Annotated in this window: 19 protein-coding genes; 10 read left to right on the top strand and 9 right to left on the bottom strand. The window is 42.6% G+C overall.

Annotation, left to right across the window (positions count from 1 at the left end; genetic code table 11):
- The first annotated feature begins 440 nt into the window (after positions 1 to 440).
- The 3 genes from H5164_RS18295 (at position 441) to H5164_RS18305 (ending at position 4,193) form a co-directional block, all read left to right on the top strand.
- Complete coding sequence (locus tag H5164_RS18295; protein ID WP_182757270.1) at positions 441 to 3,623, top strand: YdbH domain-containing protein; 3,183 nt, start codon at positions 441 to 443, stop codon at positions 3,621 to 3,623.
- A gap of 63 nt (positions 3,624 to 3,686) precedes the next feature.
- Complete coding sequence (locus H5164_RS18300) at positions 3,687 to 3,845, top strand: YnbE family lipoprotein (RefSeq protein ID WP_124018445.1); 159 nt, start codon at positions 3,687 to 3,689, stop codon at positions 3,843 to 3,845.
- Positions 3,846 to 3,860: 15 nt separating this feature from the next.
- Entirely contained in the window at positions 3,861 to 4,193 is a 333-nt protein-coding gene (locus tag H5164_RS18305; RefSeq protein WP_182698761.1) for a YdbL family protein, read from the top strand.
- A gap of 51 nt (positions 4,194 to 4,244) precedes the next feature.
- On the opposite strand, the gene H5164_RS18310 is transcribed toward H5164_RS18305, so the two are convergent.
- The 5 genes from H5164_RS18310 to H5164_RS18330 form a co-directional block, all read right to left on the bottom strand.
- Positions 4,245 to 4,634 (bottom strand): hypothetical protein, encoded by a 390-nt coding sequence (locus tag H5164_RS18310; protein ID WP_165870201.1) that lies wholly within the window; start codon positions 4,632 to 4,634, stop codon positions 4,245 to 4,247.
- A gap of 53 nt (positions 4,635 to 4,687) precedes the next feature.
- The gene (locus H5164_RS18315; RefSeq protein ID WP_182757302.1) at positions 4,688 to 5,278 is read right to left on the bottom strand and encodes a GNAT family N-acetyltransferase; all 591 of its coding nucleotides are present in this window, start codon (positions 5,276 to 5,278) and stop codon (positions 4,688 to 4,690) included.
- 174 nt (positions 5,279 to 5,452) lie between these two features.
- Positions 5,453 to 6,076, bottom strand: a complete 624-nt coding sequence (locus tag H5164_RS18320; RefSeq protein WP_182723801.1) for a 2OG-Fe(II) oxygenase — start codon at positions 6,074 to 6,076, stop codon at positions 5,453 to 5,455.
- Positions 6,077 to 6,304: 228 nt separating this feature from the next.
- Positions 6,305 to 8,044, bottom strand: coding sequence for a SulP family inorganic anion transporter (locus tag H5164_RS18325; protein ID WP_124018443.1), 1,740 nt, complete (start codon positions 8,042 to 8,044; stop codon positions 6,305 to 6,307).
- 227 nt (positions 8,045 to 8,271) lie between these two features.
- Complete coding sequence (locus H5164_RS18330; protein ID WP_182757271.1) at positions 8,272 to 10,179, bottom strand: choice-of-anchor I family protein; 1,908 nt, start codon at positions 10,177 to 10,179, stop codon at positions 8,272 to 8,274.
- 305 nt (positions 10,180 to 10,484) lie between these two features.
- Between H5164_RS18330 and H5164_RS18335 the strand changes: the two genes are divergently transcribed.
- The 3 genes from H5164_RS18335 to ilvN all read left to right on the top strand — a co-directional run bounded on the left by H5164_RS18335 (position 10,485) and on the right by ilvN (position 14,654).
- On the top strand, positions 10,485 to 11,651 hold the full coding sequence (locus H5164_RS18335; protein ID WP_182757303.1) for a multidrug effflux MFS transporter: 1,167 nt from the start codon (positions 10,485 to 10,487) through the stop codon (positions 11,649 to 11,651).
- 790 nt (positions 11,652 to 12,441) lie between these two features.
- On the top strand, positions 12,442 to 14,160 hold the full coding sequence (locus H5164_RS18340; protein ID WP_182757272.1) for an acetolactate synthase 3 large subunit: 1,719 nt from the start codon (positions 12,442 to 12,444) through the stop codon (positions 14,158 to 14,160).
- Positions 14,160 to 14,654 (top strand): acetolactate synthase small subunit, encoded by a 495-nt coding sequence (gene ilvN, locus H5164_RS18345; RefSeq protein WP_182723813.1) that lies wholly within the window; start codon positions 14,160 to 14,162, stop codon positions 14,652 to 14,654. Before H5164_RS18340 ends, ilvN begins: the two co-directional genes overlap by 1 nt.
- Before the next feature lie 184 nt (positions 14,655 to 14,838).
- On the opposite strand, the gene H5164_RS18350 is transcribed toward ilvN, so the two are convergent.
- The 3 genes from H5164_RS18350 to pdsO all read right to left on the bottom strand — a co-directional run bounded on the left by H5164_RS18350 (position 14,839) and on the right by pdsO (position 18,620).
- Entirely contained in the window at positions 14,839 to 15,468 is a 630-nt protein-coding gene (locus H5164_RS18350) for a class GN sortase (protein ID WP_310736206.1), read from the bottom strand.
- A gap of 11 nt (positions 15,469 to 15,479) precedes the next feature.
- Positions 15,480 to 17,672 (bottom strand): marine proteobacterial sortase target protein, encoded by a 2,193-nt coding sequence (locus tag H5164_RS18355; protein WP_182757274.1) that lies wholly within the window; start codon positions 17,670 to 17,672, stop codon positions 15,480 to 15,482.
- Between the two features lie 186 nt (positions 17,673 to 17,858).
- The gene (gene pdsO, locus H5164_RS18360; RefSeq protein WP_182757275.1) at positions 17,859 to 18,620 is read right to left on the bottom strand and encodes a sortase-associated OmpA-like protein PdsO; all 762 of its coding nucleotides are present in this window, start codon (positions 18,618 to 18,620) and stop codon (positions 17,859 to 17,861) included.
- Positions 18,621 to 18,867: 247 nt separating this feature from the next.
- Here pdsO and pdsR point away from each other — a divergent pair, with 247 nt between their 5' ends.
- The 4 genes from pdsR (at position 18,868) to H5164_RS18380 (ending at position 23,577) form a co-directional block, all read left to right on the top strand.
- Complete coding sequence (gene pdsR / locus H5164_RS18365) at positions 18,868 to 19,557, top strand: proteobacterial dedicated sortase system response regulator (protein ID WP_124018430.1); 690 nt, start codon at positions 18,868 to 18,870, stop codon at positions 19,555 to 19,557.
- Positions 19,558 to 19,560: 3 nt separating this feature from the next.
- On the top strand, positions 19,561 to 21,732 hold the full coding sequence (pdsS, locus tag H5164_RS18370) for a proteobacterial dedicated sortase system histidine kinase (protein ID WP_182757276.1): 2,172 nt from the start codon (positions 19,561 to 19,563) through the stop codon (positions 21,730 to 21,732).
- A 163-nt stretch (positions 21,733 to 21,895) separates the two neighbouring features.
- Positions 21,896 to 23,104: a cystathionine beta-lyase gene (locus tag H5164_RS18375; protein WP_182757277.1), complete on the top strand. Its 1,209-nt coding sequence runs from the start codon at positions 21,896 to 21,898 to the stop codon at positions 23,102 to 23,104.
- Between the two features lie 47 nt (positions 23,105 to 23,151).
- Positions 23,152 to 23,577 (top strand): hypothetical protein, encoded by a 426-nt coding sequence (locus H5164_RS18380; protein ID WP_124018427.1) that lies wholly within the window; start codon positions 23,152 to 23,154, stop codon positions 23,575 to 23,577.
- 164 nt (positions 23,578 to 23,741) lie between these two features.
- Here the strand turns inward: H5164_RS18380 and H5164_RS18385 are convergent, their stop codons facing one another.
- The gene (locus tag H5164_RS18385; protein ID WP_182757278.1) at positions 23,742 to 24,602 is read right to left on the bottom strand and encodes a hypothetical protein; all 861 of its coding nucleotides are present in this window, start codon (positions 24,600 to 24,602) and stop codon (positions 23,742 to 23,744) included.
- Positions 24,603 to 24,672: the final 70 nt, after the last annotated feature.

Raw genomic sequence — 24,672 nt, forward strand, 5'->3', positions numbered from 1 at the left:
AATAACTCCACTCCTGATAAAGACTTCTTCTATCAAATAAGCAAGATTATTTAACCGCCGCTTGCGGCAGTATTTGTGGTTACTTACTCGTGCATTATCGCTCACACTCGATGCATCATGACACTTGGCAAACTCTGTCTGGCATCAAATTGTCACGACCTGCAGCTAAATACGTCTTAAAAGTTGAACTGCCCACAGATTAATAATGTGTTATATTTTAATAATCTACTGCTAATAACATGCTAAACTAATTCACTTTTTAATCGCTATACCGTTAAATAGCCTCTTTTTGGCAATAGCATTTATGAGCCAATTTATGTCGCTAAATGTCTTATAATCAACAAGGTGTCGCGATGAGTAATCACAGTCAAGGTCATGTAAAAATACATGACCAACAAACACATACGCCCTTAACCAAGCAAACGTAAAGTGAGTCACTATTGCGCATTTTGACCGTTAACAAGATCTTACTCTTTGTGCTGTTTTGTACAGTGGCCTTAGTGTGGATCATTTTCGAAAATGCCAAACCCATTACAGTCAAAATACTCAATAATTTACTCGCCGACAATCATATCGAAGTGCTTAACTTTGATGCCGAATATGTGTCGTTTAACCATATTTATATTCCTAGATTAGTATTGAAAGTGGAAGACAGTCATATCGCTATCCAAGAATTTAACCTTGAGCTGCGAGATAGCCTGCAAATTCTTAAAAATCAACAAATCAGTGCTGACGATATTATTAGTATCAAAACACACAGTGTTTATGTCGATTTAGGCGACAGTTTTTTTATTCGTCAGTCTCAACAAACAGAAGAATCGCCGGCGTCAATGCAGCTCAACTTGGCTAAATTACCCATGATTGAATTAGGCGAGATTAATATTAAGCTGCCACTTCTGGATAAAGATGCTCCACAGCACAATACGTTAAAAATGGACAAGCTCACATTAACCCCAGAAGGTCAGTTAAATACCTTGTGGCGCTTTAATGATTTTCCATTATTTAGTCTTGATGCCACCTTAGATAAACAAGCGTGGCAATTTAATACGCTGGTTGATTTGGGCTTAAGTTATCAGGGGCTTGAGTCATTAGATCAATATTTACATTTATTAAACAGCAAGCAGCAGTCACAACAAGCACAAGCTAATAATATGCTTAATGGCTTACAGCAACAGTTATCACAAATACTGCAACCCATCCGTCAGCAACAACTCACAGTGAAAGGCCAGTGGACAGCCCATAGTAAAGTTGACTTAATGAGCGGTGAGATCAGCAGCCAACAATCAATTGATGGACTATCCTTGCACTCTCCACTGTGGCCAAGTGTATATTTTGCGCCGCAGCAGCCAATTAAATTAATGCTAAATATAGGTAACTACCCAATATCAACAACCTTAACCGACAACAAAACCACTAACGCGTTCGCGATTAAACTCAACATAGAGCCCATTAACTATCAACTGTCACCAACAGAACAAGACAGAAATAAGCTGATTAGATTATTTGCCGGTGATCATGATAATCAAATAATACATGCTATTGATCAACTTACGCCTAAATTGGCTTCTCAGCAGGCCCATATTGATGTGCACATGGACTCCCCTATCGAAGCGGTTATTCCCTTACAAAATGATATGTTACCGTTACAAATAACACTGCCGGACTTGAAGCTGAGCATAGAGGGATTACTACTGCAAAGTCAGCTAACCTTGGCCCATACCACATTGAATAGTCACCAACAATTTAGCAGTGATTTTGACTTGGATATGGCTTTATCATCGCATGCCGCCATAAACCAAACCGAACAACAGCAAGCAGTAACACTCGCCACTGACGACTCTGGGATAACAGATCCCATAACTGGCACAAATCAAAAGGCAGCCTTGAAAGCATCGCCTTCAGCTCCAAGTACTATTGATATTAAAGCTTTATTTCCGCAAATTGCTTTAGATCAGCTGTTATTGTCAGAGGCTAAACTACACTTAGTCGGTAAAATATCGCAACAACAAGATCAACTCGCGCTATCGTTAGATTCAAGCTCTAGCTTTGCCATTAATCACAGTAGTATTTCACGCAGTGTAACCAGTGTGAATCAGCAGCAAACTAAACAAACCCAAACAACGTCGGCGCAATGGGAGACATTTGGGCTTACGGTCAATGACACCTCTACCATAGTGTTCAAACCAGACACGACTCAAATTGATCTGGCCCCTTTCAAGATTCAAATTGGTCAGCTTATCGGCCAGCAAGCAACGCATGCAGGCAAAAACGGATTATCGACCATAGAGGGAGTGATTAATAAAGCTGAGGTGGCGTTTAACCAAAAGTTATCCCTTGGATTACATAGAGATGACTCTTTACAAACGTCATTGGACAAGTGGTTACAAACCCCAGCGACTAACGACATAGCATGGCGTGTCAATCAACTCGATATCACCAAACAGATCGGCAACAATCGCCGCCAACCTTTGCTTGCGCTAAACCAGTTAAATGTCATTCAACAACTTAACTTATCCAACGGACTATTAATCGGTAATGAGCAATGGCAACTCGATACTCTTACCTTAAGCAGCTATCACTTGCTTAAATTTGCGGATAAGAAAAGCCCCTTATCACTAGCAGGACAATGGACATTCGATACCGACATTGAAACCGCACTAAATACATTGAAAAAAGTCCAACCCTTGCCGAATGACTTTACTATACAGGGCCACAGTAAACTTATTGCAGGCTTTGCCTTAAGCGAAATAGACAATAGCAGTCAATTTGAGATGAAGATTGAACAGCAGTTATCGTCTTTATCTGGGCAATGGCAAGATAAAACATTTAACGGCGGTGAAGTTTTTGCTCAATGCCAATTTAACTGGCAACAAACTTACGATGCGCCGAATACGGCCGCAGATGCAAAACACTTTGCTCACAGTAAGCTTGTCTGTCCACAAACGGCAATCAGTTTACAGCAAGCTAAAATCGGCTTATCGCTCACTAATTTAAATGTTAATGCCAATATTGAACTCAATAAAGATGGCAATAAACTGCCGACAAACTGGTTACAACAGGTCACCGGATTAAGTGAGACTAACATTAATCTTACCGCCAGTGGCGACATGTTAGATGGACGTTTTCTATTACCTGAATTTGTGCTTAAACTGCATGATAAATCTTATGGATACTTGTTATTACAAGGTCTTAGTTTGGATAAGTTTTTAGAAGAACAACCCCAAGTAGGGGTTAAAGCCAATGGCTTATTTGATGGCGTACTTCCAGCAGAATTAACAGATGGCAAAGTGACAATATCCGGTGGCAAACTTGCAGCGCGTAAGCCTGGAGGATTAATTGAAGTAGCCGGAAATCCTGCCATAGATAGACTAGAATTATCTCAACCCTATCTTGGATTGGTATTTACCGCACTTGAGCATCTTAACTACACTGAGTTGGCGAGCACATTTGACATGACGCCCAATGGAGATGCCGTGCTTAACTTGGGTGTTAAAGGTAACAGCCGCGGAATTGAGCGACCTGTCCACCTCAATTACACTCATCAAGAGAACCTGATTCAATTATACAAAAGCACCCAGATTGGCAATCAACTACAAAACAAGATTGAAACAAAAATCCAATAGCAGCATAAAAGGATCGTCTACGTGAAATATTCATCGCTATATTTAATCAGTATCAGCACCATAATGGCATCGTTATGCCTATCAGCTTGTACGCCAACAGTAAAAATAGAACCGCCCGATAAGCCTATCGTGATTAACTTAAATGTAAAAATTGAGCATGAAATTAAAATTAGAGTGGATAAAGAACTCAATAATTTACTCGAAAATGATGAGTTATTTTAAGCAGAGGTGATCAAGATGAAATCAACTTTCACTTTCGCTACAGCACTATGCTTAACCAGTTTATTATGGAGTGCTAGTGCGTGGTCAATGACATTGCAAGAGGCTAAAGCAGCAAGAATAGTGGGTGAGCAACCGAATGGTTATTTAGGGTTAATTATCGACACTCCTGAGGCAAAACAGCTAGTATTATCCGTTAATGCTAAACGGAAATACTATTATCAATCGATCGCCAAACGACATAGCGTGAGCATTGATGAAGTCGCGACACTCGCGGCGCAAAAAGCCATTGAAGCAGCAGAACCTGGGCATATGATCCAAACGCCACAAGGGCAATGGCTAAAAAAATAACCACGATAGAAAACTATACGTGGTTATTTATATTCACTTAATATGACGCCATTACATGGTCGCCATAGTCCAATAATCTAAGCGTTTTTGTGGTTCAGTGACAATGGATTTACAAGAATCTTTGTACTTTGCCATCAGTCCACCTAAGTTATTCGAGCCAGCTAATTTATCGATTTGCTGTTGTTTAGCGGCAATCACATCTTTTTCAACTTGCGCAGGCGCGCGATACTTTCCCGCAATAGCAACCGCATCAACTGCGGACGTTTTTAAACGGTCTCCGACTGCTTTCATTTGTGGTGCATTCATCGCACCAATCGCTTCAGAGCTAATTTGATAATAAGCTGCACATTCGATTAACTCATCAGTAAATGCCTTTTCTGCAGCATCTTCTGCACGTGCGGTCATGCTGGCGCAAAGTGCCGATACAGTAAAAATCCACATAGCAGATTTATTCATGGTTCTTTCCCTTCATGTTTAGAAATTAGTCGGTAATGTTAAGATTGATAATGCGTTAAACGAGATGTTAAAAACGGTTCCACTAGAGGCCATTCGGTTTCAAGAATCGAAAACACGACCGTGTCACGAATAGTACCATCAGCTAGGATTTTATGATTGCGTAATATGCCATCTTGCTTGGCACCGAGTCGTTCAATCGCATTTCGTGAGGCAAGATTATGCCTGTGAGTTCTAAATTCAACTGCTATGGCGTCTAAGGTATTAAAAGCATAACGGAGTATTAATAATTTAGATTCGGTATTTATGGCCGTACGCTGATAGGATTTAGCATACCAAGTGTAGCCAACTTCAAGTCTGCGATTGGGTTGATCCCAATGACAAATTCTAGTGCTACCAACAATGTTACCAGACACTTTATCACGCACGGCAAATGCAACGGCTTCACCTCGGTTTTCACAGGCTTGTGCAAACTCGACATACGCTTTCATTCCCGAAGCATCGGGGATGTTTGTGTACCATAAGGTCCACAATTCACCGTCGTTAGCAGCTAAAATTAAACCAGGAACATGGTCTAATGATAATGGTTCTAAAATAACATGCTCGCCAATTAAGCAATCTTGTCTATTAATCCAGCTCAAGTTAATGCTCCTGTTGTTGATAGGTTACATTACCTTAACTGCATATAGATATACAGCCAACGGCAACAATGTTTTTATTGATATTCTAAAAACATTGTTTTCTGTTGTGACTAAAAGATTATCTTAAAAAGGGCTTATCACAGCACCAGGCTGACAGCGATATGATTAAAAGCCATGATTAGCGTGACTAACCCTAAACCATCCGGCAATGCTGTTGCGAGTTTTCATTGTCGGTCTCACTTCATGAGGGAAACGTTCACTTAAAAACAGCACCAAGGTTCCAATTTTAGGATTAACCACTTCTAGAGCTAAATCAGATTCATCATAAATAATCAACTCACCACCGTCGTTTTCCTGCCAGTCAGAATTTAAGAAAAAGACTGTCGATAAAATGCGGTTTTGGCTGCCGTGCAGCGCATCGAGGTGTTTTTTATAAAATGCCCCCGGCTCATAAACTGCGTAATGACTTTCAAAGTCAAATAGCCCCATAAACAAACGACGATTAAGGCCATCTTTAAGTTGACTCATCATCGACAAATATTCACGGTCAATAGGGTCTTGATTGTCTAGCCAGCTAATTTTATCCGAACGAATATCAGGATTAATTTGTTGCTCAAGACCTCGACCAACGGCGGCTTTTTTAAAATCAATATCGCGCTGAGCTTGCACTTTTTCAAGCAAGGCCAGACTTACATAATCAGGAATGATATCTGATAAGAGGATATACCCTTTATCGACTAACGCATCTGCGATCACATCCAGCATTGCTTCACTTACTTGCGAAACCATACATGCCACATCCAACAGAAAGACTACGCTTTTTACTTTACTCAAGGGCCCGGGAAGGAAATTAAGGGCCTGATTTTCGAGGGGGCGTCATTACAAGGTATGATTGCCATACCTTGGTTATTTTTGGCGATTTTATATAATAAATACGCTCTGAACAACACTTATTAAAAGCATTTAAATTCATTAACTTAATCAAACCTAACACACAACAACAGCGAACCCTAATGGTTAAATTTGGCTATGTGACAGTATCACCTCTGTCGAACCATCCTGATCAGCATCATCTAATCGTTGAGACTCATAAGCAGCAACATGACTTTGGTGCATCTTTAACGCGAGATATAAGTCTGAATGAATTGTAATGCCTTCTTCTCCAGACACCATATCGGTTTGTTCAAACCAACTAATTAATTGTCGTTTACGCCCTGCCAATACCAAACTCACTCCGCGTTTACGCAATAACGCATTGATGTCGGTCAACATGGCCATTACGCTCAAATCTAAATGGGTAAAACATGGCACCGCATCGATAATCACGCACTCAATGGTTTCTTGTTGATTCTGACGAGCAAATCGTTCAAGTAAACGTCGTTTAAAGTAGGTAGCATTAAAATAAGTCAGTGGAGAATTAAATCGATAAATGAACACACCTGGCACAGATGCGGCTTTATCACTGCTATCAACACTACGAATAATCCCTTTGGCATCAAGCCCGAGCACTTGATCTGTTGGTCGCATGACCGTTCGTAAAAACTGAAATAATCCCAATAGCACCGCAAGGGTAATTCCGGGAATAACGCCAATAAACAGAACAGCAAAGAAAGTTGTTAAGGCCAAATAAAATGCTTGGCGATCGCGTAAACGTAATCCCCACAGCGCTTTCAGATCGATAAGATGTATTGAGGCTATCACTAACACAACGCCCAATGCTGCACTGGGAATAAACTCTAACGGCGTGGTCAAAAACACCGCCACAATGGCGATCAATACCGCCGCAATCACGGACACCAATTGAGTTTTTCCGCCATTAGCATCATTTACAGCCGTACGAGAATCTGCGCCACTAACGGCAAAACCTTGCGAGAGAGCAGAAGCAATATTGGCTAAACCTAAGGCTTTAAACTCTTTATCGGCATCAATGTCATAACCATTTTTAGCAGCAAAGCTGCGTGCGGTAAGCATCATACTGACAAAACTCACCATCGCTAAATTGAGCGCCGGCATGACTAACTCACGAGCGATACCGATATTAAACACTGGTGTTTGAAATGATGGCATTCCTCCTGCCACGCTTCCAATCACCGCAATATCATAGTCGGTTAAGTGGAAAAGCCACACTAAAGCGGCGCCAACAGCAATAGCAAACATCGACGCAGGCCAAGTCGGTTTAAAGCGTTTCATTGCAAAGTAGACAATCACGGTAAGGATGGCCATCAATAGCGTCGGAATATGGGTTTGCGACAAATAGCTTGGCGCACCACCTAAGCGTTCAAGTAAGTATTTTTCATCAAAGGTAAAACCGAATATTTTTGAAAATTGGCCGACAATAATGGTAATGGCGACACCATTGAGTAGTCCCATTAGAATAGGTTTTGATAAAAAGTCCGCTAATACACCTAATTTAAATCGACTGGCGATTAAACACCAAAAACCGGTCATCACGGTCATGGTCATTACTAATTGCCAATGTTTAAGGCTGTCGCCGGCCGCTAAAGGTGTCACTACCGCAGCAATAACCGCACAAGTTGCCGCATCGGGACCAACAATAAGTTGTCTTGAGGTGCCAAATAAAGCGTAGATGATCATAGGTAACACGCAAGAGTACAACCCCACCGCGGCATTCACTCCGGTTAATTGCGCATAAGCAATTGCCACAGGTAACGCAACCGCGGCAACAGACAAACCGGCGCGAACATCATCCTTGAGCCAGCTTCGCTCGTAACGAGAGAAGGTCTCTAAACCTGGCATAAAATCATACAAACGACTCAGTACCACAACAACCTCAATACTTATAATCTAGGTTGTTATCATAGTTTTATTTCAAATTAATTACGACATATTCACCTGCGATAAATAAACATATTTCGGGACGGGACATACGCAGCAAAAAAAGCCGAGCATATTATGCTCGGCTTGTTAGATACTCACAATCGCTTCACGGTCATTCGCTTTGGCGATAAAAAAGCATCAATGCATCACTGTAATTTTAGTTGATACACAGTTGTGGTGCCGCTAACTTCATTACCAATCAGTAACAATGGCAAGCCTGTCGGGCTATATTGGCTGGCAATAAACTTCATCCCTTCGGGGCCTAAATCACCTGCTAATGTCGCATCACCTTCAACCTCACCAGTATCGGTATCAATGACATAATCAGCATCAAAGTTACGGTTGCTGACATAATCGACAAACGATACGGCAAATGGATTAGTAATATCGTAAATCATAAATCCAGAGGTACGCTCTAAACCAATAAAGGCATAAGTACGTGAGCCTATTTGGCCAAGAGCGAGTGCCTCTGGCTCTGGACCTTTATCGTCACTGCGGCTATCACCTTTGTTTTCATCGTTATTATTATTGAAGTTCATTGCCAATATCGCAGCCGTAATTCGTTCAAAATCACCAGCGCTGTCAAATACTTGCTGGCCATCTGCAGTCCAAATCGAAAATGAACGCCCGCCATAAGCAACAATTTTATCCATTAAGCCATCATTGTTGTCATCACCCATACTGGTGGTGACTTTTAAGCGCCCAAGCTGTGTTTTATCTTGCGCTGCGGCAAATTGTGGATGGTTTGGATCTAAGCTTAGATCTGCAGCACGAGCCTCTTCGGAAAAACCGGCGTAATCTCGTGAATCCCCCTCATTGGCGGTGACAATAAAATCAGTATTATTCCAGCGATAACTGGCTATCGTATCTGGCTGATACATACCATACACCCCAGCGTAAGCCTGTATATTTATGGCATCATCTTTATCACTGGCATCGATTTTATTGGCGTCTAAGCCAAAGTCTTTAAGCCCTAAAGCAATAATACTTTTTACCACTGCCGCCTTGATATCAATCACTGCAATGGCGTTATTTTCTTGTAAACTGACGTAAGCTGTTTGGCTGTCTGGCGACACGGCAATATATTCAGGCTCTAAATCTTGCGCGACACTCGCTCCAGGGCCATTGATCTTAATCAATGGACTCAGTTCTGCATTACGTGAACCACCAACATTAAAATCATTGAAACCGACTAGGGTAGCGGTTGTGGCAGGCACACCATTAGTGATTGCAATTAACGCGATAGAACCTTCAGGGTCGATATCATAAGCACTATTTGGCTCACCTTCGTTGGCGACTAATAACATGCTACCGTCAGGGCTGAACACGACATTGTCGGGTAATGCTCCAACGTCAACAAATGACAAGTACTGGGGTAACTCACTGTCTGATAAACGATAAAATGCAACAATGCCATTACCCTGGGTCGCATTACCTAATGCGTCTGCTCGTTCAACGGCAGCGGCGAGTAAATTACCCGATACACTGACGCTGTTAACTGCACCTAATAAAGTTAAGCCAGTATCGACACTGATATTTAAGTCCGTTTTTTTGCTGAGATTATTTAAACTGTAACCTGCTTCAGCGTAAACCGGCGCTTGAGTTAACATCGATAAATCAACGACATCGACTTTGCCACTTTGAGCATTAACGACAAATGCGCTTTGGCTTGCCGGATGATAATCAACAATTTCTGCGGCACTAAGACCATAAACACCTGATTGATAACGCCCCACTAAATCAGCGCTCAGAGTATTATGGGCTTGATTACACATTATTTGTGTTTGCGTCGCATCAACTTCACTTGCATCTAAAACACCATCACTATTGATGTCTACTCCGGTTTCAATTTGCTGGCCGCCAAATGGGCATTGTGCATCGCCGACAGCAAGCGAGGTTAACGCAACCAGGGCTGACAACCCAACGTCTCCATTGGTGCCATCCATGCCCTGAGCCCCCGCTTGTCCATCGTCACCATTGCATGCCGTTAGCAACATAGTGGCCATGATTGAAGAAACCAGTAGTGCCGTTTTACCTTGAGGGAAGCGTTTCATAAACTAAAGTTCCGAATTAAGTTATGCAAAATAATGCCAACAACTTAGACAATCAAGGTGAAGTTTTAATGACAAAAATGTTGCATTTTTGTTCTATTTGAATTCACTCTATTGCCTTAATGTAAATGCTATTTAGCTAAATTATTCATTACAAATTCAGGCTCAGAAAATGCGCCATAGCGTGGTAAACTAACGAAAATTTTTCGCCATTTTCAGCAAAAACGCACAAAGCACATGAGGTTCCCGTGGTATCGCCATCAAAGTCCAACTCATTTCCAGTATCAGCGGGTATTCCCCACTTAGCGATGTTAATACCTATGCTTGCCGCGATTGTCGCCATCACTCCTTTAGCCATCGACATGTACTTACCAGCGATGTCTACATTGGCCTTAGGGTTTGATACCGACATCACGACAGTGCAACAATCGCTGAGTATTTATCTGGCGGGCTATGCATTAGGCATGCTGATATTTGGCCCATTGGCCGATAAGATAGGCCGACGTCCACTGGTCATATTTGGCTTATTAGGCTTCACGATTATCAGCTTACTTATTGCATTAAGTACCAGTATTGAACAGTTTTTGATATTGCGTTTTGCACAAGCTCTGATTGGTGCTGCTGCCACGGTTGTGGTGCCGGGCTACATTAAAGAGATTTATGGCGACAATACCGCCAAAGGCATGTCTTATGTCAGCCTTATTATGATGTTAGCGCCATTACTTGCACCTACTTTGGGCAGTTTAATAATGGAACTCGGCGATTGGCATCTTATCTTCTTAAGCCAAAGTTGTTATGCCATCACATTATTAGTCTTAGTATTATTTAAACTAAAAATGCCCAGCGATAAAGACCTAGGCAGTCGCAGTCAAAAGACCTTTTTAGGCGGCTACTACACAGTCTTTGCTCGCAATGGCGTCAAACTGAATTTATCCAGCGGCGTATTAACTTCATTTGCTTTCTTTTGTTACTTAACCGCTTCGCCTTTTATCTATATGGAAGTGTTTAATTTAGATAAATCGCTGTTTGCGATTTTATTTAGCACCAATGTGGGAGCCTTGATGCTCGCCAACATTGTCAACTCTAGAGTGGTTAGCCGATTCGGCTCCAAACGGATGTTACATGTGTCAACTTTCTTCGGAGTCATTGCCGCAACTGGCTTGCTAGCCGTTAATTTACTCGATTTAAGTTATCACTTTACCGTGTTAATGCTTATTCCTTTAATGGGCTCGCTAGGGGTGATGTCAGTCAATGCCGACGCCATCGTATTAATGAAATTCAAGCAAGAAACCGGTACTGCCACCGCAGTGATTGGTACGCTACGCTTTGGTTTTGGCGCCGTCGCGGGGCCACTGCTGGCGTATTTTTATGACGGTAGCGCTGTGCCTTTTGCAGCCTTGATGCTTGGCGCTATTTTATTAGTCGGGCTATGTCAGTTTTTTCAAAGTACCTTATCGAAAAATAAGACCCTTTAATCAATAAAGTATTACCACAAATAAAGTCATCGATATCGGTGGCTTTATTCTTATGAGAGTGCCAAAACAGTCAACCCTCCCCTTCGCTTAACTCATTGATTAATAATGATCAGAACAAGGTACTAATCTGGCAACTTCCCAGTGACTCTCTGCCTTGTTGTTTAGCACATATTCATCAATAAACAGCAAAGAAAATCGCAGCACTCATCCAGCTAGTAATAAAAAAACCACCCAATATATAGCCATCATTCAAGTGTGTAATCTTGATTCACCAATCCCTGGCTCAGCAACGATTAAATGACTGCACCAAGCAAAATCGTTATGACCACGGCAAAAGTAAAGCAAATCAAACACGCTATTTTCACATATGAATTGAAACTCAGTTGAACTCGATCTTCATCTCCATACACTTAAGTGCATGCCTGCAATGCCATATTCGACCGCTAATTAGGTTGCTAAGTCGCTAATATTTAGCTGTTAACTTCAGTATAAATAGTGCAGCGCTTTATTGATAAACACCCACTGCTTTCAAGCCCAAAATAAAAATCATAAACATGAAACTATTTCAACAAACAAAAATAATTAACTAAATGGGTTGCAGTAAAAATAAATTTACATAAGATGGAGGCAAGTTACTGCTTCAGTAACGATAAAACCAGCCATTGAATATTACGACAGCAATATTCAATCTTCGAGTTTGAATTATCCTTCAAGCTTATTGATAAAACGATTACCGTCGTTGTATACAAGATACTGTTTACCATACGGTAACTTAATAAGGATGTATTTCATGGAAAAGCTTTCTGGCGCGAGTATGATCGTGCGCTCATTAATTGATGAAGGTGTCAGCCATATCTTCGGTTACCCCGGCGGTTCGGTGTTAGACATTTACGATTCTCTGCACAAAATATCCGGTATCGAACACATCTTAGTACGTCATGAGCAAGCTGCCGTGCACATGGCTGATGGCTACGCACGCGCTACCGGAAAAGTCGGCGTGGTACTTGTGACCTCAGGCCCTGGTGCGACCAACGCAATTACCGGGATTGCCACCGCGTACATGGATTCAATTCCGCTAGTAGTGCTGTCTGGTCAAGTACCGAGTAATTTGATTGGTAATGATGCCTTCCAAGAATGTGACATGATTGGTATTTCACGCCCTATCGTAAAACACAGCTTTTTAATAACCGACGCTAAAGACATTCCTGAAACAGTCAAAAAAGCCTTCTTTATTGCAGCAACAGGTCGCCCAGGCCCAGTGGTAATTGACTTGCCAAAAGACTGCTTAAGCCCAGATATACTGCATGATTATATTTATCCCGACAGCGTAAAAATGCGCTCATACAATCCAACAACTGTTGGTCATAAAGGCCAGATCCGTCGCGGCTTGCAAGCTTTATTAGTGGCTAAAAAACCTGTGTTATATGTCGGTGGTGGCGCGATAATTTCGGGTTGTGACGCGCAAATTCTGGCGCTTGCAGAGCGCTTGAACATCCCTGTGGTCAGTACCCTAATGGGCTTAGGTGCATTTCCTGGCACCCACAAGCAAAGTTTAGGCATGTTGGGGATGCATGGTTTATATGAAGCCAATATGGCAATGCATAATACCGATTTAATCTTTGGTATTGGGGTCCGTTTTGACGACCGCACCACCAACAATGTTGAAAAATATTGCCCAAACGCAACCATTTTACACATCGATATTGATCCATCATCTATTTCTAAAACGGTTCGGGTCGATATTCCGATTGTGGGTTCTGCCGATAATATTCTAGACGCTATGTTAGATTTACTCGATGAAACGAACGACACCAATGATGCGACCGCTATGGCTGCTTGGTGGAGCGATATTGAAATTTGGCGCTCACGCCAAAGTTTAGAATTTGATCGCACCAGCGACAGAATCAAACCACAGCAAGTGATTGAAACCTTATACAAACTGACTAATGGCGATGCTTATGTGGCGTCAGATGTCGGCCAACATCAAATGTTTGCTGCCTTGTATTACCCTTTTGATAAACCTCGCCGTTGGATTAACTCGGGGGGATTAGGCACTATGGGCTTTGGTTTGCCTGCGGCAATGGGCGTTAAAATGGCGTTTCCTGAGGAAACGGTAGTATGCGTCACAGGTGATGGTTCCATCCAAATGAATATTCAGGAGCTTTCTACCGCACTGCAATATGACACTCCGGTGAAAATTATTAACTTAAACAACCGCTTTCTTGGCATGGTAAAACAATGGCAAGACATGATTTATTCCGGTCGTCATTCACAATCTTATATGGACTCTGTGCCTAATTTCGCCAAAATTGCCGAAGCTTATGGCCATGTTGGTATGAATATCAATCACCCTGATGAATTAGAATCAAAACTAGCTGAAGCATTGGCAATGAAAGATAAATTAGTCTTTGTTGATATCAGTGTCGACGAGACTGAACACGTATACCCAATGCTCATTCGTGGCGGTGCAATGAACGAAATGTGGCTAACCAAGACGGAGAAAAGCTAATGCGTCGTATTATTTCTGTATTACTTGAAAACCAACCAGGCGCATTATCACGAGTGGTAGGTTTATTTTCTCAGCGCGGTTACAACATTGAAAGCTTAACTGTAGCGCCAACTGAAGATACAACCTTGTCACGTTTAAATATTACCGTGATTGCAGATGCCAATATTCTCGAGCAAATTGAAAAGCAATTGCACAAGCTTATTGATATTTTGAAAGTGGCTAACATTACTGAGTCACCCCACATTGAACGTGAAATTGCCTTAGTAAAAGTGAAAGCTCAAGGCGATCAACGCGAAGAAGTCAAACGCACTGCAGATATTTTTCGTGGTCAAATTGTCGATGTAACTTCCAATATCTATACCGTGCAGATGGTTGGTACCAGCGATAAAATTGATGCATTTATCCACGCGCTCACCGACATGACCAAGGTGATTGAAATATCACGTTCTGGTGTAGTAGGTTTAGCCCGTGGTGAAAAATCCATGAGAGCCTAACCGCAGCTTGTCTGAAGTAAAAAGCAGAGTCACTAATAATATATAGTGGACTCTGCTTTTTTTTGGGCGATAAAGCCAGATACTCCCAACAGCTTACTGACTCAAGTTTAGATTTAACACTCATCACCATTGCATGAGGGTCAAGCTTGCCAATCTTGACCATAAGCTTATAAACGGTAATAGCTTAGCTATATAACGGCTGCGCATTGATAGGTTTAGCTTCAACAATATAACGATATTCGGCATTACCAGAAAGTTGATCAAACGGATAACAGGTGATCAAGGTTAAGTGTTTTTCTGCCGTAGGAGCAAGCACCTTCATGTCAGTCTCATGCACCACTTCGGTGGCCGTTATTTGATATAACACTCGTTCACCCTCGGTACTGTATAGCTCGATGATGTCGCCCAATTTTACATATTGTAAACGCATAAAGTGACTGTCACGATGACCCGCTATAATGGTATTCCCCTGCTCCCCTAACCCAGCACCGCCTAGCATCAAACCTGGCCCAAAAGCCAAATTACGCCCTGAGGCCCCAGCGAGTACATACAGATCGCTACCTAAGGGCTGAAAACCATCAGTTTGCTGTTGCAATACGCGCATTTTCGCCACGGGATGAGTGTCGGCCCACGACCAGGGTTTATGTGGTTGATTATCCACTAAGGTTTGCTCAAAGGCTCGTTCAATCAAAAATTGCGCAAAATGGGCTTTAGCTTGCATATAACCTCCCTGTATTAATAGTCCGCATCCCAGCACGCTCATCAGCACAATCACAATCCAGTGTTTGGTCGGTGATATAGTTCGCTGCATCATTTAGCTCCCGTTTAATCATCTGATTCAATCACTAACACCTGCCCTGGTAAACGTTGTCTTAACCATAAATAGTGCAGTAAGCCCAAGCCTAATAAGCTAAAACCGATTAATAACCATAAGCGACTGGCGGTTCCCGTTTGAGGCAGCACTTGCGACGATGGTGCCGCTTGCAAACCATGTGGCAGATGATTCTGTAATTGCACGTCAATAGGGCTATCAATTAATGGATTTACCGGTGTCACGTCCACTGCAACTAAGCTGGTTTGGCTGGTCACTAGGTGATATAACATGCCTAACGCTTCCACTTGTTTATCAACACGTTGACGATTACTACTGTCTTTATACAATTCGAGTGAGGTGATTTGCGCATTCGCCCACAATAGATCAATGCCTTTTGCTGCTTGATTATCATCAAAATCAAGCTGTTGTTGCCAATACTGACCATTGATATTACCTGAGACAATAATCGGTTGCTGCTGGTGTGATGCCGATTTAATGCTGACCCAAAGTGGTTCGTTTTGGTACAGGTCGCTAATGGTTGTCGGCCAGTAATCCGGTACGCTGCCATCAAGGTAATACAAGCCAATATTGGTAAGCACAGGTTGCTCAATTTTATGTAACAACTGCTCAATTTTTTGCTGCACTTCAGCCTCATCACCAATATAGGTAAATGTGCCACGGCCCATAGTGGCAGCTCGGCGCATAAAGTCTGAATTCGGTGCAGAGCCAATGCCAACAGTAAATAATCGACTGTCACCTAATTGATTACTAATCAATTGGTACAGTTCATGTTCATTACCCACAGCACCATCTGTCATAAAAATAACCTGACGCAACATGGACTCGTTATGCTTAGCAGTTTGATCATTTTGTTGTGCTTGGACACTGTCCACCAGCGCGGTTTGTAATGCACCGCGCATTTCGGTGCCACCATTAGCGTCTAATGATTGAATAAACCGATTTGCTCGATTGATATTACGACTATTGGCAGGCAATGGTGTTGCCGATAACATACTGACGTCACTGTTAAATTCAATGATATTAAAACTGTCGATATCACGCAGCCCAGCGAGGGCAAATTGTAATGCTTGTTTGGCCTGAATAATCGATTGACCAGACATAGACCCAGAGGTGTCGATAACTAAAATCAGTTCTCTGGCGATAAGATGTTGCTCACTCACCTCGACACTGGGCGGCATTAACATCACTAACGAGTACAAATTATTATCTACGGGATTGGCTTGTCTTTGCTCTGCCCCTGCAACATTTTTAGCATCCGTAAAGTCGTTGCTATTATCTGTCACATGGGTTTTACCGGTTTGATAAAATGTCGCCGCTTGCGGTAATGCGCCAATATTGGCTTGCCATTGCAGCACAAAATCACGGTCGGCAATTTGTTTACCTGCAAAGCTCACATTGTAATAATGACCATGACTTGACTGTTTAATTGGATGATACAGACTGTTTAGCGAGTTCAATTCAAACCCTGCATCTATGTTTACTTGCATATTAACCATCAGTTGAGAATGGGCTTGAACTATAGGCTTCACCTCATTATGGCTAGACGGCATGGTTTGCTGTTGCGGCTCGCTATTATGATCCCCTTGCGGGTTATAACGCGGCGTAATCGCTAATGGAAAACGTAAACTAAACATCCCATCGCGGTATTCAACCCGTTGCTGGTAACTGATCTCAACAATTAACTGCTCATGCGGAGCAAGATTGGCCACATCTGATGAAAATAAGTTACGACGCTGTTGCTGTAATAAACTGGCTTGTTTACCTTGTTTTTTAGCGGTCTCAAACGTCTGTAATGCTTGCTTTTTAGGTTGGATTTTACCCGCTATAATCTTGTCACCTATGCGTAACTGCATGCTATCAACGGCGGCATTTTCGGGTAGCGGAAAGACATATCGCCCGTTAACCCATTGATCTGAATCATTGATAAACACTTGCTTAACCGTAACACGATTAAGCAAACCCGACACATCCATGCTCACTTGTGTATCCAGCGCTAAGGCTTGTATAACTTGGTTTTGGGTAGAATAGACTAAGGTTCCTTGGCTGATATCGTTATCTTGATATCCAGACGGTGAGGCAAATGCCCTGGTAACACAGGCATAAATGACAAATAACAAACCGAAACACAGTAATTTATAGACATGCTTTACAGAAAAATGTGGCATCAAAAAAAACGGGCGCATAAGTAGCTCCTTACCCTTAGATACCCAAACAACCTGCTCATATTGACTTCAGGAGGCTTGGGTATAAGCGCCAACATCATTGTTTGCGCCGACATGAGTAATCATTAAAACAAAAAGAAAAATCGACTTAGTTACGTTGTTTGGCACTGCGTTTTGCAAACAGATATGCAAAACCGTGCTCGGCGTTTAGTTGGCCGCGAGTTCAGCACCCGGCGCCATTAACTTGAGCGTTACTCGACGATCAAAAAAGTCATTTTCAAAATTTTGTTCTTGATGCATTGGCGATGTCGCGCCATAAGCTTGTCCATGCAAACGGTCACGTGCTATACCTTGTATCACCAAGTATTGCGTCACTTCAGCTAAGCGCTGCTCAGACAAGGCTTGGTTAAAATCATTATCACCACGGCGATCGGCATAACCGGTTAGATCAATGGTTAATTCAGGTGATAGGTTCATCATATAAGCCACATTATCTAGCTGTTGTTCAAATAGCGGTTCAATGTGGCTCGATCCGGTTTTAAACTGCACGTTCATACCTATGGTGAGCTCATTAAGCGTCTGCAATTGGTTGGCTTGTTGTTCGGTTAAATTAGACTGTAATTGATAATACTTTTCAGACACTTGCTCCAAGGATTGCTGCTTGGCATTCAGAGCCATTAATTGCTCATTGGTTTGAGCCAATTGCTGTTCTTGCTTTACCAGTTGCTGTTTCTGCACGGTAAGCTCAGCATCATCACCAACCGACTTACCAATAAAAGTACCGGTAAATGCACCAATAATGGCCCCAACAGGCCCACCAATCACAGCGCCGAGTAAAATCCCAGAGCTCAAACCCACTAGCTCTTCGGTATGTTCGCGTTCATCGGTAATATCAGTGTCATTGGCCCAGCTGACATTTGATACCATCATGGTAGTGATCATCGTTGCGGCAATAAGTTGCTTTTTCATAAAGAATCCCTTTAGCGGTTGTTTGAAAAACGTTCGTTATCATCAATGCATCATTTAATGCGTTGCGGATTAACGCTATGTCGCTATTAAACACCTCATAGATGGCTTTATTGGGGAGCAAAAATGGCAATGTGGCGATCAAATGTGGCAACAATATGGCAATTGCCGTAGACGGCTTTTTTGGTTGATAAAATCCTGTATAGTCAGCACTGTATCTATTTATCAGCTCATTAATTGAAATCATCCCATGAAACGAATTGCCATTGTTGAAGACGAAGCCGCTATCCGCGAAAACTATAAAGATGTCCTGCAACAGCAAGGATATAGCGTGCAAGCTTATGCAAACCGCCCCGCAGCTATGCTCGCCTTTAATGGTCGTTTACCTGACCTAGCCATTATTGATATAGGTTTGGAACATGAAATTGATGGTGGTTTTACCCTATGCCAGTCACTTCGGGCGATGTCGAGTAGCTTACCGATTATCTTTTTAACCGCCAGAGACAGCGACTTTGATACCGTTTGTGGCCTACGTTTGGGCGCTGACGACTACTTAACCAAAGATGTCAGTTTTCCTCATTTATTGGCGCGTATTGCAGCACTGTTTCGCCGTTCTGAACTCATAGGCTCAAGCCCCATTGAAGACAACTTACTCGAGCGTGGTCACCTCACCATTGATGGCAACCGTATTCAGGTTTATTGGAAATCGCTGCCAATAGAGCTGACGGTGACCGAATTTTGGATGGTACACGCTATGGCAAAACATCCAGGTCATGTGCGCAGTCGCCAAGATCTAATGCAAGAAGCCAAAATTTACGTAGACGACAGTACTATCACCTCACATGTGAAACGCATTCGTAAAAAGTTTATTGCTATCGACTCCGAGTTTGACTGTATCGATACCGTGTATGGTATGGGTTATCGCTGGGACAATATTTAACCGATGAATTTACCTATAGGACTGCGCGCCAAAGTTGTCATTTTGTCACTGTTTTTGCTCTGCCTACCTTGGCTTGGGTATGAATATGTGTGGGAAATGGAAAAGTACTTGCGCTATGGCCAAGAAAAAACGTTGGAAGGTACCACTCAGGCACTTGCCACCGCCTTACATGAGCGACCTAAATTATTTGACAACCAAGCCAGCTTTTTAAACCAAGTTGAAGAAGGTCGCGACTTATACGCATACCCGTTAGCGGGCCCGATCCAACTTGATGGCAAACTCACAGATTGGGACTTATACCAACACCGTACCTTAAACTACTCTGATGAACATGTGCTTTATCAACGTAATAAATCCGAGCAAATTGACATCAGCTTTAACCATATGGTGGGTAAATACGGCGGTTACCTGTATGGATTTTTTAATGTCACTGATCAACATGTCATTTTTCGTAGCCGTAAAAGTTTGCGCATCGACAGAAACGATCATTTAGTCATGGCCACTCAATCGCCCGATGGTCAGTTCAGGCGTTATATTATTGCCAACACTCAAAGTGGCTGGTTAAGTGCATTTGAATTACCCGCTGATCCCAGCCAATCTATGCCCGTCAGTCCAGAAGTGCGTATTCAAGGACAATGGCTCAAGACAGAGCAAGGTTACAATATTGAATTCAGGCTGCCGCTGGAAATGGTCGGCAGTAAACTAGGTTTTGCGATTCATAATGTCAACGATGCCAAAACCCGGCAATTAGTGAATATCATCGGCACATCAGCCACCGATTCCGTCGCCAGTTTAGGCACTGTACTTGTGCCCTCACCTGAAATTGAAAGCATTATTAAAGGCATGAGCCATAATAGCTCACGCATTTGGGTGGTCGATAATCATGGCCGAGTACTGGCTAAATCTGGCGATATTCGTTCATCATCCAATACGTGGGCGGATGACCTAGACGTCAATCAAGCAGACTCGTTTTGGCAGCACGTCAAGCAGCAATATATATTGCCGCTGTACTACAAAATATTAACCCGTCCACCGCAAGACTTTATCGATTCGCTGCAAGACTCTACCGAACTCACCGGCAGCCACATTGAAAAAGCCTTAAGCGGTAAGCAAGGTTCAACATGGCGCCTCACCCCAGATAATAAAGCGGTGGTACTGGCCGCAGCCAGCCCAATATGGATTGACGATAAAGTCATGGGCGTAGTAATAGCAGAGGAAACCACTCACGGTATTCGCAGCCTACGTAACCGCGCATTAGAAAAGCTGTTTAACGTTATCTTGACCATTATGAGCATGGGCACATTAGCCTTGTTTATCTTTGCTTCCAGTATTTCAAGTCGCATCCGTCGTCTGCGTGATCAGGCTGAACTCGCCATCGACAGCCAAGGCCGGGTAAGGCAGCAAATTGTCGCTTCAAAAAATCGTGATGAAATCGGTGACTTGTCTCGCAGCTTTTCGAGTATTGTCAGTCGTTTAGGTCAGTACACACATTATTTGGAAAATATGTCATCGCGCTTATCGCATGAACTGCGCACCCCAGTTGCCGTGGTTCGCAGTTCGCTTGAGCATTTGGGTTTACAACAACTTGATGATCAATCGCAAAAATATGTTAATCGCGCTCAAGAAGGCGTCAGTCGCTTGCATCTTATTTTAAATAACCTAAGCGAAGCTACCCGCTTAGAAGCCAGTTTAACCCAAGCAGAAAGCTGCCACTTTTCATTAAAGAAGGTCATCAGTGGTTGCATGCAAGGCTATCAAATCACCTATCCAGATCAAGTATTTACCGTGCATATTGAAGATAAAACCCTGTTTTGCGACGGTGTTCCGGAATATATTGCTCAATTAATGGATAAACTGATCAACAACGCAATTGAGTTTCATGAGCCCGCCAGCGCGATTACTGTCAGCCTGACTCAATACAATAAACAGGCGATATTGAAAGTCAGTAATATTGGTCCTTTATTGCCTAAAGACATGAATAGCCAAATTTTTGAATCCATGGTGTCAATTAGGCCGCAAGGTATAAACGGCAAGCCACATCTAGGTTTAGGCTTGTATATTGCTCGTTTGGTCACCGACTTCCATCATGGCACGATTAAAGCTAGCAACATGATAGAAAATGGTATTGAAGGCGTCGAAATATGCCTGACGCTACCATTAAGTGATGAAAAATAGTCAACCACAGCATTTAAGCGCTTTTATTTACGTTTGTAGGTGCTAGGATAATCAACTTTGGTATATCACTCACCGTAGCGCATTTATCCATGTCATTGATATTTTCTAATAAAAATTAGCTAAAGCATAAACCGTGGACTCTACACATAATGGAAGTAACAACATGAGCAAAGACGATAAACTCGCCACCCAAATTGTTAGCGTTGGTCGCGAAAAAAAATTCACCAAAGGCATTATCAATCCACCCGTATTTAGAGCCTCTACAGTGGTGTTCGACACCATGGACGAGATGCGTTTTGCGATTAAAAACAAAACCAACGGTGAAATGTTTTATGGTCGTCGCGGCACCCCAACTCACTTTGCATTTCAACAAGCCATATGCGAACTTGAAGGCGGCGCGGGTACTGCATTATACCCTTCTGGTGCAGGCGCGATCAGCAGCGCTTTGTTGGCATTTTTAAAAAGTGGTGACCACTTATTAATGGTCGACACCGCCTATGAACCGACACGCGACTTATGCAATAAAATGCTCGCGGGTTTTGGTATCGAAACCACCTATTACGACCCAATGATTGGCGATGGCATTCGTGAGTTAATTCGTCCAAACACCAAGGTGTTATTTTTGGAATCACCAGGTTCTATCACCATGGAAGTGCAGGATGTTCCAACGCTCAGTCGTATCGCCCACGAACATAACGTTATTGTGATGCTGGATAATACTTGGGCCTCACCGATTAATTCTCGCCCATTTGATATGGGTGTCGACATCTCAATTCAAGCAGCCACCAAATACATTGTCGGCCATTCTGATGTGATGATGGGCACGGCTACTGCCAATGAACAGCATTGGGAGCAACTGCGCGAAAACAGTTACTTAATGGGCCAAACCACCTCGCCTGATGACGTGTATTTAGCCGCGCGAGGCTTACGTACCTTAGGGGTGCGTATGGCACAGCATAATAAAAATGCCTTAAAAGTGGCTAATTGGTTGGCGACTCGTGCAGAAGTCGATCATGTGCGTCACCCAGCGTTTGATACTTGCCCGGGTCACGAATTTTTTAAACGCGACTTTAGCAGCGGTAATGGCTTATTCTCGTTTGTGCTTAAGCAAGGCGACTTAGCATCGGTGACGGCTTTTGTTGAAAATATGGACCATTTTAAAATGGGCTTTTCATGGGGCGGTTTCGAAAGCTTAATTTTAGGGGTATTTGGTATTAACAATATCCGCACGGCTACCCAATGGGACAACAGCAAGCCATTAATACGCTTACACATTGGACTTGAAGATGCCGACGATTTAATTGCCGATCTTGATGCGGCATTTAGCCGATATAATGCAATACTACAAAATAGCCTCTACTCGTGGCTGTAACGCTTTGCAAAAAACGTTTACGGAATGTTCAAACTACAGGGAAATCAATGAATATCATCAAATTAGTCATTCTCAGCCTGTGCATTAGCATTGGCTATTATGCATTAACTATCGTGGCAATTGGCCAGTCTGCTGCCGGCAACTTATTGTGGTGGTTTAATAGCAGTGAATATCCAATGCTGGCGCACCTTGCACAGAACTTTGTTGGTATCGGCATAGCAGCGTTAATTCCTGCGTTTATAATCAGAAGTTACGAGCCTGCAAGACAATGGATTGCCATTACCATTATGATTTTAGCTGCCATGTTATTGCACGGTAATATGCATTACATGCCATGGGATCCGATGGGCATCGTCAGGTTTGTAAACAACACCTTGTTTTACGGTGATATCGGTGCAAAAGTGCTGTTTTTCTATATCTTGCTGCTACCTATTCTGTGGTTGATGCTGCTTAAACGTATGGCACGTGTCTAGCCCAAAGTAAGCATACAAAATAGCAGCCCAGTTAACAGTTAGGATTAACAAAGCCCTGAGTCATAATCGACCCAGGGCTTGTTAATGCCTATGAGCCTTAGTGCAATGTCTACCACCACTGCAACTCACAATCACACTAGCATCCGCAAACCATAATGAGGTTATTAATCCTCTAGTACTGAAATGAAAATTCGGTCTGCATTCCACAGTTCTATTATTTTGCGAGTCTTCTTGGCGTTCCAAAAACATTTTCCAAACAGAATAATCCCCGCACCTTCTAACTGACGCCCTTCTGATACTTTAAAACGCTCTAATAATATCGACTTATATTTAGCGATAGGAATACCAACATCAGTACAATCAGATGGGTTTAACCAATCAAGCGCTTTGTCTAGGTGTGAAATCGTCCCCCAATACATTTTAGGCTTTGCCTCTTTGGCATTAGCACTGGGCTCAGCCTCGGCAAAGTTAACAAATAAATTCTTCGCTTTGAATTGATAACCAGTATCAAGCTCAATCAAGGTACTCGACTGGGCTAAGTCGCTACCACGCATTAGGCTATTGAGAATTTTCTCCAGCCCCAATACTTTGACCTTGGGTTGTTGATTGTTGCCAGCGGGTTTGCGACTGGCATTATCGATTTTTGGGGCGCGGCTTGGGATTAGGTTTGCTCCAGAGGCGACAGTTTTCACCTCTAAAATGGGCTTTTTGGTGGTTAATAACCTGAAATCAATACTGATAATATTCGTATCTGCAATGAATTGATTCACTTCAACGGCATGTCGAGTCTCTCGGTCTCGCTGAGTTGAAGGATGGCCTTCGTCACATCCTGCAATATGGTATCTAGAGCCAAAACAGGCCGCTTTACCGTCTGAGCTTGTCTTACGATAATACGCCTTCCCTTTGCACTCAGGGCATTCTAAAAATTGCCTGAATTGTTCAATCTCTGATTCAGGTAACACCTGAAATTTCAAAATTGAGAAAGTGTGCCTTTCACCACCATAAGTACAAACCGCATCAATCATTTGCTATCCACATCTTTTATAAAAATGCCCTTTACAATGAGCGATAAAGGAACCTTAAAACCCTACCGAA

Source organism: Shewanella sp. SG41-3 (assembly GCF_014164545.1).
Classification (GTDB): domain Bacteria; phylum Pseudomonadota; class Gammaproteobacteria; order Enterobacterales; family Shewanellaceae; genus Shewanella; species Shewanella vesiculosa.